The 13,278-nt window shown below is 68.2% G+C and carries 14 protein-coding genes and 1 tRNA gene; 9 read left to right on the top strand and 6 right to left on the bottom strand.

Going from position 1 to position 13,278, the window contains the following annotated elements; genetic code table 11:
• Positions 1–192: 192 nt before the first annotated feature.
• The gene (gene ahbB, locus U5918_RS14535) at positions 193–1,287 is read right to left on the bottom strand and encodes a siroheme decarboxylase subunit beta (protein WP_336002189.1); all 1,095 of its coding nucleotides are present in this window, start codon (positions 1,285–1,287) and stop codon (positions 193–195) included.
• 85 nt (positions 1,288–1,372) lie between these two features.
• On the opposite strand from ahbB, the gene U5918_RS14540 reads away from it, so the two are divergent.
• Positions 1,373–1,825 (top strand): MaoC family dehydratase, encoded by a 453-nt coding sequence (locus U5918_RS14540; RefSeq protein WP_336002191.1) that lies wholly within the window; start codon positions 1,373–1,375, stop codon positions 1,823–1,825.
• A gap of 98 nt (positions 1,826–1,923) precedes the next feature.
• A complete protein-coding gene (locus U5918_RS14545; protein ID WP_336002192.1) occupies positions 1,924–2,991 on the top strand; it encodes an anthranilate phosphoribosyltransferase in 1,068 nt (355 codons plus the stop codon).
• 1 nt (position 2,992) lies between these two features.
• Here the strand turns inward: U5918_RS14545 and U5918_RS14550 are convergent, their stop codons facing one another.
• A complete protein-coding gene (locus U5918_RS14550; RefSeq protein WP_336002194.1) occupies positions 2,993–3,373 on the bottom strand; it encodes a hypothetical protein in 381 nt (126 codons plus the stop codon).
• Between the two features lie 150 nt (positions 3,374–3,523).
• On the opposite strand from U5918_RS14550, the gene U5918_RS14555 reads away from it, so the two are divergent.
• The 3 genes from U5918_RS14555 to U5918_RS14565 all read left to right on the top strand — a co-directional run bounded on the left by U5918_RS14555 (position 3,524) and on the right by U5918_RS14565 (position 5,181).
• Complete coding sequence (locus U5918_RS14555; protein ID WP_336002195.1) at positions 3,524–4,171, top strand: RAD55 family ATPase; 648 nt, start codon at positions 3,524–3,526, stop codon at positions 4,169–4,171.
• Between the two features lie 37 nt (positions 4,172–4,208).
• Positions 4,209–4,754: a peptidylprolyl isomerase gene (locus tag U5918_RS14560; protein WP_336002196.1), complete on the top strand. Its 546-nt coding sequence runs from the start codon at positions 4,209–4,211 to the stop codon at positions 4,752–4,754.
• Positions 4,755–4,839: 85 nt separating this feature from the next.
• Positions 4,840–5,181 carry a ferredoxin gene (locus tag U5918_RS14565; protein ID WP_336002197.1) on the top strand — a complete coding sequence of 114 codons (342 nt, stop codon included), beginning with the start codon at positions 4,840–4,842 and terminating at the stop codon, positions 5,179–5,181.
• A gap of 3 nt (positions 5,182–5,184) precedes the next feature.
• Here the strand turns inward: U5918_RS14565 and U5918_RS14570 are convergent, their stop codons facing one another.
• Entirely contained in the window at positions 5,185–5,799 is a 615-nt protein-coding gene (locus tag U5918_RS14570) for a hypothetical protein (protein ID WP_336002199.1), read from the bottom strand.
• A 157-nt stretch (positions 5,800–5,956) separates the two neighbouring features.
• On the opposite strand from U5918_RS14570, the gene U5918_RS14575 reads away from it, so the two are divergent.
• The 3 genes from U5918_RS14575 to U5918_RS14585 all read left to right on the top strand — a co-directional run bounded on the left by U5918_RS14575 (position 5,957) and on the right by U5918_RS14585 (position 8,653).
• A tRNA-Leu gene (locus tag U5918_RS14575) sits at positions 5,957–6,040 on the top strand.
• Between the two features lie 212 nt (positions 6,041–6,252).
• Positions 6,253–8,091 (top strand): ArnT family glycosyltransferase, encoded by a 1,839-nt coding sequence (locus tag U5918_RS14580; protein ID WP_336002201.1) that lies wholly within the window; start codon positions 6,253–6,255, stop codon positions 8,089–8,091.
• A gap of 40 nt (positions 8,092–8,131) precedes the next feature.
• Positions 8,132–8,653 (top strand): DUF5813 family protein, encoded by a 522-nt coding sequence (locus tag U5918_RS14585; protein ID WP_336002202.1) that lies wholly within the window; start codon positions 8,132–8,134, stop codon positions 8,651–8,653.
• 19 nt (positions 8,654–8,672) lie between these two features.
• Here U5918_RS14585 and U5918_RS14590 read toward each other — a convergent pair whose 3' ends face one another.
• Entirely contained in the window at positions 8,673–10,472 is a 1,800-nt protein-coding gene (locus tag U5918_RS14590) for a sensor histidine kinase (RefSeq protein WP_336002204.1), read from the bottom strand.
• Between the two features lie 161 nt (positions 10,473–10,633).
• Between U5918_RS14590 and U5918_RS14595 the strand changes: the two genes are divergently transcribed.
• Entirely contained in the window at positions 10,634–11,656 is a 1,023-nt protein-coding gene (locus U5918_RS14595) for a phosphoribosylaminoimidazolesuccinocarboxamide synthase (protein ID WP_336002206.1), read from the top strand.
• Here U5918_RS14595 and U5918_RS14600 read toward each other — a convergent pair.
• A complete protein-coding gene (locus U5918_RS14600) occupies positions 11,653–11,994 on the bottom strand; it encodes a hypothetical protein (protein ID WP_336002208.1) in 342 nt (113 codons plus the stop codon). The two genes, U5918_RS14595 and U5918_RS14600, sit on opposite strands and share 4 nt — an antisense overlap.
• 185 nt (positions 11,995–12,179) lie before the next feature.
• The gene (locus tag U5918_RS14605; protein ID WP_336002209.1) at positions 12,180–13,163 is read right to left on the bottom strand and encodes a formyltetrahydrofolate deformylase; all 984 of its coding nucleotides are present in this window, start codon (positions 13,161–13,163) and stop codon (positions 12,180–12,182) included.
• Positions 13,164–13,278: the final 115 nt, after the last annotated feature.

Below are 13,278 nucleotides of genomic sequence, written 5' to 3' on the forward strand. Positions count from 1 at the left end.
CCACGATCTCGTCGTACTGCGCGCCGGTCTGTTTCAGCGTCTCCGTCCCACCTTTTTCATCGTCGGGACGCCTCCGGCGACCCTCCTCGAAAAACGTGGGCGAAAAAGCGGCCGTTCGCGCCGGAAGACTCACTACGTTCGCCTTCCGAGCCCCCGTTCACTCCGTTCACGGGGACTCCGCTCACGGCCGTGCTATTCCCCGACGATCTCGTCGTACTGCGCGCCGGTCTGTTTCAGCGTCTCCGTCGAGTAAAGCCGTTCGTGGTCGACCGGGAGGTAGTCGGCGGCGAGTTCGTCGATCTTCTCGTCGACTGCGGGGGTTTCGCGGCCGTGGATCATCGTGAAGAGGTTGTAGGGCCAGTCCTGGTCCGGGCGGCGCGGTCGGTGATAGCAGAGCGTGACGTAGGGTAGCGAACCGACGGCCTCGCCCCAGGTATCGAGTTCGTCGTCGGGCACGTCCCAGACGACCATGCAGTTGCTGTCGAAGCCCGTCGTGAGGTGGTTGACGACGCACCCGATGCGCTTGATACAGCCGTTCTCCCGCAGTCGATCGACCGCCTCGATCACCGCATCCACGTCCGCGTCGACGGCCGCGGCGACGTCCCGATACGGCGTCTCGGTCAGCGGGAAGCCGTCCTGGATCTCGAGCAGGAGTCGGCGGTCCAGCGCCGAGAGGTGGGCGGCGGCGTCCTCGCTGATCCGGGTCGCCGAGGCGTCCGTCTCGGCGATCGACTCCCGTGCTCGCGGTTCCACCGCTCGCTCGTCCGGAGACGCGCCTTCCTGGCGCGTCTCCCGGGCGAATCGATCACCGTTCACCACGGGGAACTCCAGGTCGATGTAGTAGTCGGTCAGCATCGGCAGGACGAGCACGTCGAGTCCTGTCCTGTCCTCGACGTCCGCGATGATCGCGTCGCGCTTGTCCTTCGACCCCGCGGTCACGACGAACCACATGTTCCACTCGTGGTCGCGCCGGTAGTTGTGGTTGACCTGCCGGTGGTCGTTGACGATCTCGGCGACCGCCTCGAAGCGGTCCTCGGGCGCGGCGACTGCCGCGAGCGTCGAGGAGCCGATCACCGGCGGGTTGAGGACCGGCCCGAACCGGCGGAAGACGCCCGCCTCGCGGAGGCGGCGGACCCGGGCCAGCGCGTCGGCGGCGTCGATCCCAAGGTCAGCGCCCACGGCCTCGAAGGGACGTTCCGTCACGGGGAACCCGCTCTGGTACCCGTCGACGAGCGCCGCGTCAACGTCGTCGACGTCCTCGCGCCAGTCGCCCGACCGGAGACTCATTGCCTCCTGTTGGGAATTCCGAAGTGTAACGGTGTCGCTTCGCCGGCGCGAAACCGATATGTCGCGGGCGCTGCTCGTCCCGGCAATGGTCAGGTACTTCGAGGACATCGCGGTCGGTGACACGCGCGAACACGGGAGCTACGAGGTCACAGAGGAAGAGATCCTCGAGTTCGCCGAACAGTACGATCCCCAGCCGTTCCACACGGACCCCGAGGCCGCCGAGGACACGATGTTCGGCGCTCTCACCGCAAGCGGCTGGCACACCGCCTCGATGTGCATGCGCCTGCTGGTCGAGTGTATGGAAAACGCCGAGTGGGCCTTCCAGGGGGCCCGCGGCGTGGACAACCTCCGCTGGATAACGCCCGTCAGACCCGGCGACGAACTCTCGATCGAGTACGAAGTCGTCGAGAAACGCGCGGGCGACCGCCCCGACATCGGCGAGGTCGACAGCAAACTGACCGGCTTCAGGCAGGACGGCGATCCCGTCATCACGTGGGTCGGCCTGGGACTGCTCGAGAAGCGGTCGGCCGGCGAGTAGGCGACCGCCGGATCCGGGCGGTTCGATCGACGATTTTCGAACGAACGGCCGGCGTCGGCTTCGTGAAATATATCGCGCTGGCGTGCCGACCGTTCGGTATGACACAGGCGAGCCAGCAGTTCGGCGAATGGCCGCTCAAGCGACTGATGACCGAGGTCGTCGGCTCCGGCCACAAGTCCGCCGAGGACATGGACCGCGGACAGGCCCGCGAGGCGTTCCAGCGCATCCTGGCCGGCGAACCCGACCACACGACGCTCGGCGCGTTCTGGCTGGCAAACCGCTGGAAGCGCAACACCCCCGAGGAACTGGCCGCTTACACCGACGTCATGCGCGAGGAGTCGGTCGAAGTCGCCGCCCCCGACGCCGACCCCGTCGACTGCGGGGCCAACTACGACGGCAAACACTCGACGGCGATCCTCGGCGTCGCCGCCGGCGCAGTCGCGGCCGCGGCCGGGACTCCCGTCGTCGTCCACTCGGGCGATCGGGTCCCGACGCAGAAACTGGACGCGTACAAGCACGTCCTCGACGAACTGGGCGTCCGGACGGAACTCGACCCCGCCGAGAGCGCGGACATGGTCGACGAGACCGGCTTCGGGTTCTACTACCAGCCGGCGTTCAATCCCGCGATCGACGACCTCTGGGAGCGCCGGGACATGATGGGCGTGCGCTCGTTCGTCAACACCGTCGAGACGCTGGCGAACCCGGCCGACGCCGACGTCCACCTCGGCAGTTTCTACCACCTCGCCTTCGCCGAGAAGATCGTCGACACCTTCCGCCACGTGGAGTCCCAGGACGTGTCCCGGGTGCTGATGTTCCAGGGCCAGGAGGGGTACGACGACATCCGCCCGGGTTCGACCGTGGTCGCTGAGTGGTCCGAAGGGGCGGAGTTGCAGGACTTCGAGATCGAGACCGGCGCGTACGGGATGGACTTCGCGGGCGAGGACCTGGAGGTCGACGACGTCGCGGCGGACTCGGCGTCGATCACGGAGGCCGTCCTCACCGGCGAGCGCGACGACCAGTTCGCCGACGCGGTGGCCGTCAACGCGGCGCTGCGAATGTACGCTCGCGAGGACGTGGACGACCTGGAGACGGGCCTCGACGTCGCGCGCGAGACCATCCAGAGCGGTGACGCCGCGGCGGTGCTCGAGGACCTGCGCGCGTTCTAACTCAGCCCAGAACGGCTTTCACGGCCGCGTAATCGACGAGGACGACGGTCACGAACGCGGCGAAGACGCTCCCGTCGGGGCCCAGCGTCGGCGCGGCGAGCAGGACGAGACCCACGAGCTGCGCGGCCACGAGCGCGGAGACGGCGAGTCCCCAGCCGGCGGCACGCGGCAGGTCGTAGTCCCGCGGCCAGTAGGCGTGATAGAAAAAGGGCGGGAGGAAGGTGACCGGGATCCCGACGAACAGCGCCGGATAGGTGATCGTACCCAGGTGCTCGACGAGGCCGTAGACCACCGGGAACGCGAACGCGGCGGCGATGGCGAAGACGAGTCGCACCGGCGTCACCACCCCGGGCTCGGACGCGGTAGCCTTCGAGTTGCTCATGTCGGGGAACGGGACGGACAGGTACATAAATCACGCAGAGTCGGAGTCGGATCGGTATCGGTCTCCACCGGCCTCCGGTCGCCTCCGGCGACCCCGAGGCGCAAAAACGCGGGCGGCAGGCTTTTCGGTGGCAATCGCGTCGGTCCGGCCATGGGTGACCAAGCAACGCCGAGCGGCCGACTCTCGACGGGGGTCGACCTGCTCGACAGCGGTCTCGGTGGGGGCGTGCCGACGGGGAGTCTCGTCGCGGTGTCCGCGCTACCGCGAGCGCAGAGCGAACCCCTCCTCTACGCGATGGCGGCCGCGAACTCGACGCGGTACCTCTCGACGCTGCGACCGGCCGAGGAGGTCAGCGACGTGCTCGCGAAGACGGTGGCAGTCGGGCCGGACGACCTCGACGTGGACGTGCGCGGCGTCGACGGCGACGAGGTGCTCGGCGACCCCGAGGAGTTCCTGTGCGGCCTCGACGCCAACTCGCTCGTGGTGCTCGACCCGACGACCGAACTCGAACAGGGCGACCGGATCCGATACCGCGAATTTCTGGACACCTGCAAACGGGCGCTGCGGATGACCGACAGCGTCGGGCTCTTTCACTGCCACGAGAACACCCCGTCGGTACTCCGGCGGGGCATGACCCTCGCGCGGGCCGACCAGGTCTGGGACGTGCGGATGGACGTGGTCGACCGGGAGGTCCGGACCTGCCTCGCGGTCACCAAAGTCCGGGGCGGGACGCCGCTCGGCGTCCTGGACCTGGCCTTCGACGGGGAGGGCGTGCGCGCCGCCGTCGCCCGGGACTAACACCAGACTTTTCCCCCGACCGAGCGGAGTGAGAGCCATGAGTGACCTGACGGCGACGCTCCACACGACCCACGGCGACATCGAGATCGACCTGTTCGACGAGCGCGCGCCCGACACCGTCGAGAACTTCGTCAACCTGGCCGAACACGACCCGGCCGCGGACGACGAACCGGCGCCGGAGACGACGACCTGGGAGGACCCCGAGACGGGCGAGATCCGCGGCGACTCGCTCTACGCCGGCGTCGAGTTCCACCGCATCATCGAGGACTTCATGATCCAGGGCGGGGACCCGACCGGCACCGGCCGCGGCGGCCCCGGCTACCAGTTCGACGACGAGTTCCACGACGAACTGCGCCACGACGGCCCCGGCAAGCTCTCGATGGCCAACAGCGGCCCGAACACCAACGGCTCGCAGTTCTTCATCACGCTGGACGCCCAGCCCCACCTCGACGACAAACACGCCGTCTTCGGCGAAGTGATCGACGGGATGGACGTCGTCGAGGAGATCGGCAACCTCGAGACCGACGGCCGGGACAACCCCGCCGAGACCGTCGAGATCGAGTCCGTGACGATCAACCGGTAGAACCGACGGGTTTCGAGTTCCATCCGCCGTCTCCGAACGAACGGAAAGCGACAACGGAAAGACCGGTGGTCCCCAACCGCAGGATATGAGCGACGCGGACGAGCCCGTCGACCCCAGCGAGATCGGCGAGGGGGCGGCCCCGCCGGTCGAGGAAAAGCCGTACAAGATCATCTTCGAGGCGAACAAGTGCTTCGGCGCAGGGAAGTGCGCCGAGTTCTCCGACAACTGGACGCTCGATATCTCGACGGGCATCGCAAAGCCCGAGGCCTACTTCTTCGACGAGGCGGAGCTGGAGCACAACGTGGCGGCGGCCAAAGCGTGCCCGGCGAAGAAAGACAAGGGGATCATCCACGTCGTCGACCGCCGGACCAACGAGGAGATCGCTCCCGACCCCGAGGGCGACGGCACGCTCAGCGTCGACTGGTGAGCGTCACCGCTCGGCCTCGTCCCCTCTGAGTTCGCGCGACGGATCGGTCGTGTCCCGGAGCCCTTCTGCGTCTTCAGCCCGGTAGACGCCGGCGTTTCGGTGCTGATCGGCGTCCTCGACCAGCCGTCCGTCCTCGCGCTGGCGTTCGACGACGGTCTGGGCCTCGTCTCTGCTGACCCGGCCGACGACGCTGATCGCGGATTCGAGTTCGCGGAGGGGGACGCCCAGATCCGTGTCGGCCGAGGCGCGCGGGAACCCGTCGGCTTCGCGCTGGATGCACTCGACGTATGCTTCGGCGTCGGTCGACCCACCCAGCGCGTCGTGCCAGGACGGGGGATAGACGCTGATGCGGTCGTCGCCGAGCCGGTAGACCGATCCGGAGCCGGCCCAGTCGCTGGCCCCAGTCAGGGCGCTCTCGACGTCCTCGAGGAAGGCGTCGGCGTCGAAGGCGTAGTCGCGCTCCTCGGTCAGCCGGTGGGCGTACGCCTCCAGCCGGTCCCACTCGAGGCCCTGGCTCTCGGACTCGTGGCGTTCGACGAGCGCCAGCAGGTCGATGGTGGTCATCGTCTCGCCTTCCTGCTTGATCTCGGCGAGGACCGCGTCGGAGAGGTCGGTCATGGGGGCGGGTACGGCGACCCGCCGGAAAAGCGACCGGAGAGTGGGGGTCGAGTGGCAACGAGGCGGGAAGGGAGTGGAGTCCAGTGGACGTGAATCCGCCCGCTGGCCGGCGGTGGACCGAAACCGACAAACCTCTCACCGATGGAGAGGGAAACGCGCGAGGGTAGCCAAGCCTGGAAACGGCGGCGGACTTAAGATCCGCTCCCGTAGGGGTCCAGGGGTTCAAATCCCCTCCCTCGCATGAGTGTGCGCCCCCAACTCGGGGGCGCACCGAATCGTTGAGATATTTGAACCCGGGGAGTCGCACGCTCGACCAACGGGAGAGACCGTCTCCACTCGGTTCAAATCCCCTCCCTCGCATGACGGCGCGGCGCACTCCACTTCTCGACCCTGTCACTGTCGCGGGATTCCGTTAGTTTCACGCCGGCGTATCGAGTGGTCGGAGGCGAGGCCGTGGTATCACCGAGACAACTCGTCGGGCGGGTGGCGGGGCGGGTCCGGGACGACCTGCGCGCGGATCCGTACCTCCCGTACATCCTGCTCGGCGCGCTCCTGCTGGCCGGGTTCTGGTTCTGGCACCGGATCCCCAACTTCGCGACGCGGGACGAGAAAGAGCGACTGCTCGATCCGCTGGTCGCGTACGGCCGGGTCCTGGCGGATCCCGGATTCGAGTCGCTGCGGGAGGGCGTCGCCTGGGGTCGGGTCCCCTTCGGGGCGACCTTCTACCTGTTCGGGCTCTGTCTGCTGCCGGTCGTGATCGCCGCGGCAGTCCTCGGGGACCTCGGGGCGATCACGGGGCTGGGCTTCCCCGCGGACGTCTTCGGCTACTACCCGGCCTGGCAGGCGGTGCCGGAGTGGATCTGGGTGTCGAGTCTGACCGTCGTGCGGTTGGCGAACGTGGCCTTCGCCGTCGGGTCGGTGTATCTGACCTACCGGTTCGGGACGGCGATGCGGGACCGCTGGACGGGCCGGCTCTCGGCCGTCCTGCTGACGCTGACTTTCGGCTTCCTCACCATCGCCCACGAGGGCGGCGAGGACATGCCGGCGCTGTTTTTCGTCCTGCTGACGCTGTACCTTGCGTTGCGGTACGTCCAGACCGGCGATGGGGGTCGGTTTTACGGGGCGAGCGTCGCCGGTGGCGTCGCCATCGCGTTCAAGCTCACCGCGGCACCCGTCGTGCTCCTCGTGGGGCTTGCGCACCTGCTCCGGTCTCGCCGGGCGGGCGACCATCGAGAGCCCGCCGAATGTGCGAGCGACGAAGCCGCGAGCCGGGCGGGAACGGACTGGCGCGACGCACTGCTACGGCCGCGGCTGGTCGCGACGGGCGCCCTACTGGGGCTGGTGACCGTCGTGCTCGGCTTCCCGACGTTCCTCGTCGCCGGTCCGGAACCGTTCGTCGAGCGGGTCTTCGGCGACTCGATCGGGCGGGCCAGTTCGGCGACCGGCCCGCCCGCGCCGATCTGGTGGTGGTTCCTCCGCGGGTACTTCAGCGCGCTCTCACTGCCGCTGTTCGTCGCCGCCGTGGGTGGCGTACTGGCGGGCGTCGCAGCACTGCGAAGTCGGACGGAGGCACGAGAGCGCGAAGGGCTCGCGTTCGTCCTTGCCCTGCTCGTGACCTATCTGGTCGTCTTCTCGCAGTGGCAGGACTTTCGGGTCCACCACCTGCTGCCGACGTTCCCGCTGCTGGCCCTGCTCGTCGCGCGTGGCTTCGCGTCGCTCCGTGCGTCCCGGCCGCGCGTCGCGACTCCGCTGCTAGCCGTCCTCCTCGTGACGACCGGCACCTACGCCGTCGCGGGTGACGTCGGCTACGCCTTTATGCCCCGGGACCAGGCCAACGACTGGATCGACACGCACGTGGACGACGAGGAGACGATGGAGGTCTACCGCGGCGACCTCCAGGACGCGGTGGTCCCCCACGAGCAGCGGATCCGCTACGAGTTCGCCGGCGGGACCGAAGCCGAGGACTGCCCGCGGTACATCCAGCTGACCTATCGCGATCGACTGGTGTTCAAGACCGGTGAACATTACGGGACCACAGACGCGCAGCGCGAGTACCTCAGGAGGGTCATCGAGGGCGAGTACGGGTACGTGATGGTGGCCGCGTTCGGACCTCAGCCCGGGAAGTACGCGCCGGACCGCCCGACGCCGGGGTCGCTCGTCGAGATCCTGCCGCTCGGACTCCGACCGCAGACCGACCAGTACTCCGACGAGCAGGAACTCGCGACCAACCAGTACACCGCCATATACGAGCGGGTCGGACCCTGCGACCCCAGCCGCGACCCGCCGTTCTAGCGCGACGGGCTTTTCAGGACCTCGCCCGTTGGTGCCGTCAATGACCGACGACGCAGTCCCGGAACGCGCCGCGCGGGCCTTCGACGCCCACGACGCCTTCGAGCAGGCGGACGACGGGTACGAACTGACGACCGTCGCCTTCGACGCCGTCGTGACCGCCGACGAAACCGACGACTGGGCGCTCGCCTACACCCTCGTCGTCCGTGCGCCGATGCTCTCGTCGGCCGTCGACGGCGAGGTCGGCGACGCCGTCGAGGCCGGCTGGTTCGACACATTCGAGCGGCGCCTCGAAGACGCCCCGACGGTCACCCGGACCGACGTGGAACTGGACGACCTGACGCTCACCGAAGTCGACGGCGAGGCGGTCGCCGAGTTCGCTTTCACCTTCGGGAACGCCGACCGGGTCCCAGACCTGGCGAAGGCCTTCGCCGAGTACGTCGAGGGCACCTACGTCGAGGGTGTGGTCCCGGGCTACGACTACGAGGGCGTGGTCGCCGACCTGATGGGGTCCGCGGCCTCGGCCGGCGGGAGCGACGGCGAGCGCGGCGGGACGCCGCTCTGACCGGGTCGCCAGGTCCGGATCAGTCGTCGTCGGCGCCGATTCCGAGGTTCAGATCGGTCGCCTCCTCCTCGGCGTCGGGCTCGCTAACCGCCGCGTCCAGTTCGACGGTCACCGTACAGCCGCGGTCTGTGTTCTCGAACGTGACGTCGCCGCCCGAGAGGTCGACGATCCAGTCGACGAGCCAGAGGCCGACGCTGCTGCCGTGTTCGAGCTGGGTCTCCTCGCGGCGGTCGAGCACCTCCAGTTCCTTGTAGGGGATGCCGGGGCCGTTGTCTGCGACCCGGAGGACGGCGCTCTCGCCGTCGCACTCGGCAGTCACGGCGACCGTCGGATCGGGCGCGTCGTTGTGCATCGCCGCGTTCTCGACCACGTTCTCGACGGCGTGGGCGAGCGCCCAGTGGGCGTGGACGGGACAGGCGTCTGGCAAGTCGGTCTCGAAGTCGACGCCAGGGAACTCCCGTCGGACGCTCTCGACGGCGTCGGCGGCCATCTCGGTGACGTCGAACTCGCCGCGGGTGCGCTCGCCGGAGAGGAGCTTCTCGACGGTGCGGGCCTTCTCGCTCGCGTCCAGCAGGTTGTCGCTCTTGTCCAGGATCGTCTGGAGGCGCTCGGCGTCGAGTCCGGACGTGTTCTCCGCCAGCAGCCTCGCGTTGGCCTTGACGACCGAGAGGTCGTTGCGGACGTTGTGTCTGAGGACCCGGGAGAGCACCTGCTTGAGCAGGTCGAGCTCTCGCTGTTTCTGCCGGAGGTCGGTCACGTCGTAGCACAGCACCGTCCAGCCGAGGTGGTCGCCGCCGTCCTCGAGTCGCGACACCCGGACGCGGAAGGTGTGCGAGACGCCGTTGACGGTCGTGGTGAACTCGTGCCCGTCCAGCAGGTCGGCGATGGCCGCCGGGGACGCGGCCGTGTCGCCGTCCGCACCGCCGCGGACGCCCGGGAGCAACTCCGAGAGCTCGACCACGCCGACGACGCCGCGGCCGACCGCCTCGTCGGTCAGGTCCAGCACGAGTTTGGCCGCCTCGTTCATCTCGATGACGGTCCCGTCGACGCTGTAGACCAGTACGGCCCCGTCGATGGCCTCGATGAGGCTGTTCTCCGGCAGGGAGACCACGTCGTAGTCGCCGAAGCGAACGACGCCGAGCGCGACGAACCCCTGTGCCAGCACGTACACCAGCGGATGCGGTTCGTAGGGGAGCCCGAGAAGGGTGAACCCCACGGCGAAGACCGTCGCCGTCACGCCGCCGAGCACGACCATCGCGTTGCGCCACCGATAGAGCCGCTGGTCCGACCGGAGCGCGAACGAGGCGAGCAGCGCGACGGTCCCCAGAACCAGTCCGAGCGAGTAGACGTCCTGGGCGAGCGCGGCCGGACCGTTCGTAAAGACGAGCGGCGAGAGCAGCGCGTCAGGGGTCGCGACCGTGACCGACGTCCAGTTCAGCCAGTGCAGGCCCGGCAACGAGGGAGACGCGTTGGTCGCCTGCAACGCCGCGCTGGCCGCCAGCGGCGCCCCGGCCAGCGCGAGCGCCGACGGGCGGGCCAGCCGCGACCGCCCGGTCCAGGCGACGGCGAAGAGGTACCACAGGAAGACGACCCCTGCGGAGAGGATCGCGGACAGTTTCCAGAAGATGACCTTCGTCGCGAGGGTCGGTGCGGCGAGCGAGCACAGGTAGACGAGCGACTGGACGCTCCCAAGAATCGCCGCGGCGAGCAGGTACTCGACTCCACGGACGTTCCGGCTCGTCCAGTACACGTACGCGAAGGTCGCGAGCAACACCGTCGCGAACAGGTACCTGCTCCCCCACAACGCATTCGTCAGCATCCGTCGCCTCGACTATCGCCGACACCCCGCCTTGTAGGTTCGCCCCGGATTTTCGAATGTGATTCCACGTCCGAACGCCTGGAACCGCGGCCGGGCGGCCGAATCCGGCGTCGGGCGGTCGGATAGTAACCCCTTAGTGACGCGGCGGGGACCACCAGACAATGACGAGCGTCAAGGAGTTCCGCGTCGAGCGGGCGGCGACGCCGACGGATCTGGGCCGGGGTGCGTTCGTGTTCACCGACGACTACTCGGTGTTCGACTGGGGGAAGATGCCCGACGCCATCCCGAACAAGGGCGCCAGCCTCTGTGCCATGGGCGCGTACAACTTCGAGTTGCTCGAAGACGCCGGGATCGCCACCCACTACGAGGGCGTCGTCGGCGGGAGCGGCGAGCCGGTCCCGCTCGACGAAGTCGCCCATCCGCCGCGCGAGATGGCCATCGACCTCACGCAGGTCCCGGACCTGCCCCACGACGGCCGGGAGTACGACTACGACGCCTACTTCGAGTCCGCGGGCCAGAACTACCTGATCCCCCTCGAGATCGTCTTCCGCAACACCGTCCCCGTCGGGTCCAGCCTGCGCTCGCGGGCCGACCCCGCGGACTTCGACCTCGGCTACGACGCGTGGCCCGAAGAGGTCGTGGACCTCCCCGAACCCGTCGTCGAGTTCTCGACGAAACTGGAGGAGTCGGATCGCTACCTCGACCGGGGCGAGGCCGACCGGATCGCCGGTGACGTCGACGTCGACCGCCTCGAGGACCTCGCCCTCGCCGTGAACGAGGTCGTCACCGACCGCGCCGCCGAAGTGGACCTGGTCCACGAGGACGGCAAGATCGAGACGTTCTACCACGACGGCGAGGTCCTGGTGGCCGACGTCGTCGGCACCTTCGACGAGAACCGCTTCTCCTACGACGACCAGGAGGTCTCCAAGGAGGTCATCCGCCAGTACCACAAGCGCACCCAGTCCGAGTGGGTCGAGGCCGTCTCGGCGGCCAAAGACCGCGCGAAGTCCGAAGACGTCGCCGACTGGAAGTCACTCTGCGAGCGCGACCCCGAGCCGCTCCCCGACCACGTGATCGACGCCGCCCGCGACCTCTACACGGCCGGGACGAACGCCTACGTCGGCCGCGATCTGTTCGACGCGCCCTCGCTCGCAGACGCCGTCGAGACCGTCCGGGACCTCTAAGGGGCCGACGGCCGCGGTTCGAACAGCCGCGCTGAGATCGACCCGATGATGCAGAGGACGCCGCCCACCACGGTCGGAATCGCCCACAGCGGCGCGCTCCAGATGACGTAGAAGGTCGTCAGCGCCAGCCCGATCGCGACGACGCCCGCGACCGGTGCGAGCTTCGGCTTCGACAGCGCTAGCAGCCCCGCGCCCGAGATCCCGATCCCCATGTTCATCACGAACAGGATCGGCACGATGAACCCGAACCGGTCGTTCTGCGTCAGGTACCCCACCGTCACGATCCCGGCGACGATGAGCACCACACCCCCGATCTCGGTCAATTTGTTCGATACCATCGGTCCTGTAGTTAACGATTGCCTCTAATAAATCTACCCGAAAATGGTCGGGCATTAATGGGTGCGGTTTCGGCTCGTGCCCTCGAAGGAATCTATTCGGTCGGCTCGCGCGGCTCACGGACTACGTCCGGGGTCGTAGACCCCGCGCTCGCCGTTCCACTACGAGGCCTCCTCTTTCACTACGTTCAATCGTCGGCCTCGCTACCCTCCGCCCCCTGATTCGCGACAATCTCGCCGAGCCCGTCGATCGGCCGGTCCGGATTCGCCTCGTCCAGCACCTCCGGCGACCCGAGCTGGACCTCGTCGTCGTCCAGATCGTCCCGGAGCTTCGTCCGGCCGCGGTGGACCGAGACGGCGTCGGTGAGGTGGAGTTTGATCCCCTCGATGAGCGCCTCGGCCTCCAGCGGCTGGCCCAGCTTTTGCAGTTCCTCCTCGTCCGCGTCGTCGGGCACGTTGAAGGCCCGCTGGGTGATGATCGGCCCCTGATCGAGGTCGGTCGTCACGTAGTGGGCGGTGACGCCGGCGATCCGGACGCCCTCCTCGATGGCCTGCATGTACGCCGACGCGCCGGGGAAGGCGGGCAGCAGCGACGGGTGGACGTTGATGATCCTGTTCTCGTACCGAAAGACCACGTCCGGGCTGAGGATGCGCATGTAGCGGGCCAGCACGACGAGGTCGACGTCGTATTCGGAGAGCAGGTCGAGCAGGTGCTGCTCGTCGGGGTTGCCCTTCTCGTCGCCGATGTCGTGGAACGGGACGTCGTACTTCTCGGCCAGCGGCCGCAGGTCCGGGTGGTTCCCGATGACGACGCTGACGTCCGCGCCGAGGTCGCCGTTGGCCCAGGACTCGAAGATGGCCTCCAGGCAGTGGGACTCCTTGGTGACGAGCACGGCCATCGCCTGGGTCTCGCGTTCGGCGGGGAACCGGACCTGCACGTCGACGCCGAGTTCCGCGCCGAGGTCGTCGAGGTCCTCGCGGAGTTTCTCCTCCGTGCAAACCATCTCGGAGGTGTCGACGTGCATCGTCATCCGGAAGACGCCCTCCCGGACGGCCTGGTCCAGGTCCTCGATGTTGATGCCCCGCTCGAACAGCAGGGAGGTGACGTTCGCGATGAGTCCGGTGTCGTCCTCGCCGACGACCGTCAGCTCTGTGAGTTTGTGTCGTTTCACGGTGACCACCAGCGGCTGGAGCCTGCGGCGACTGCAGTCATGGTGGCCCTCTGCCACGCCCGGCGAAAAAAGTTGTTTTTCGACACGCCGTCCCTGCAATCGCGTTGACACGTCG

It is taken from the genome of Halorientalis sp. LT38, from assembly GCF_037031225.1.
GTDB classification, from domain to species: Archaea; Halobacteriota; Halobacteria; order Halobacteriales; family Haloarculaceae; genus Halorientalis; species Halorientalis halophila.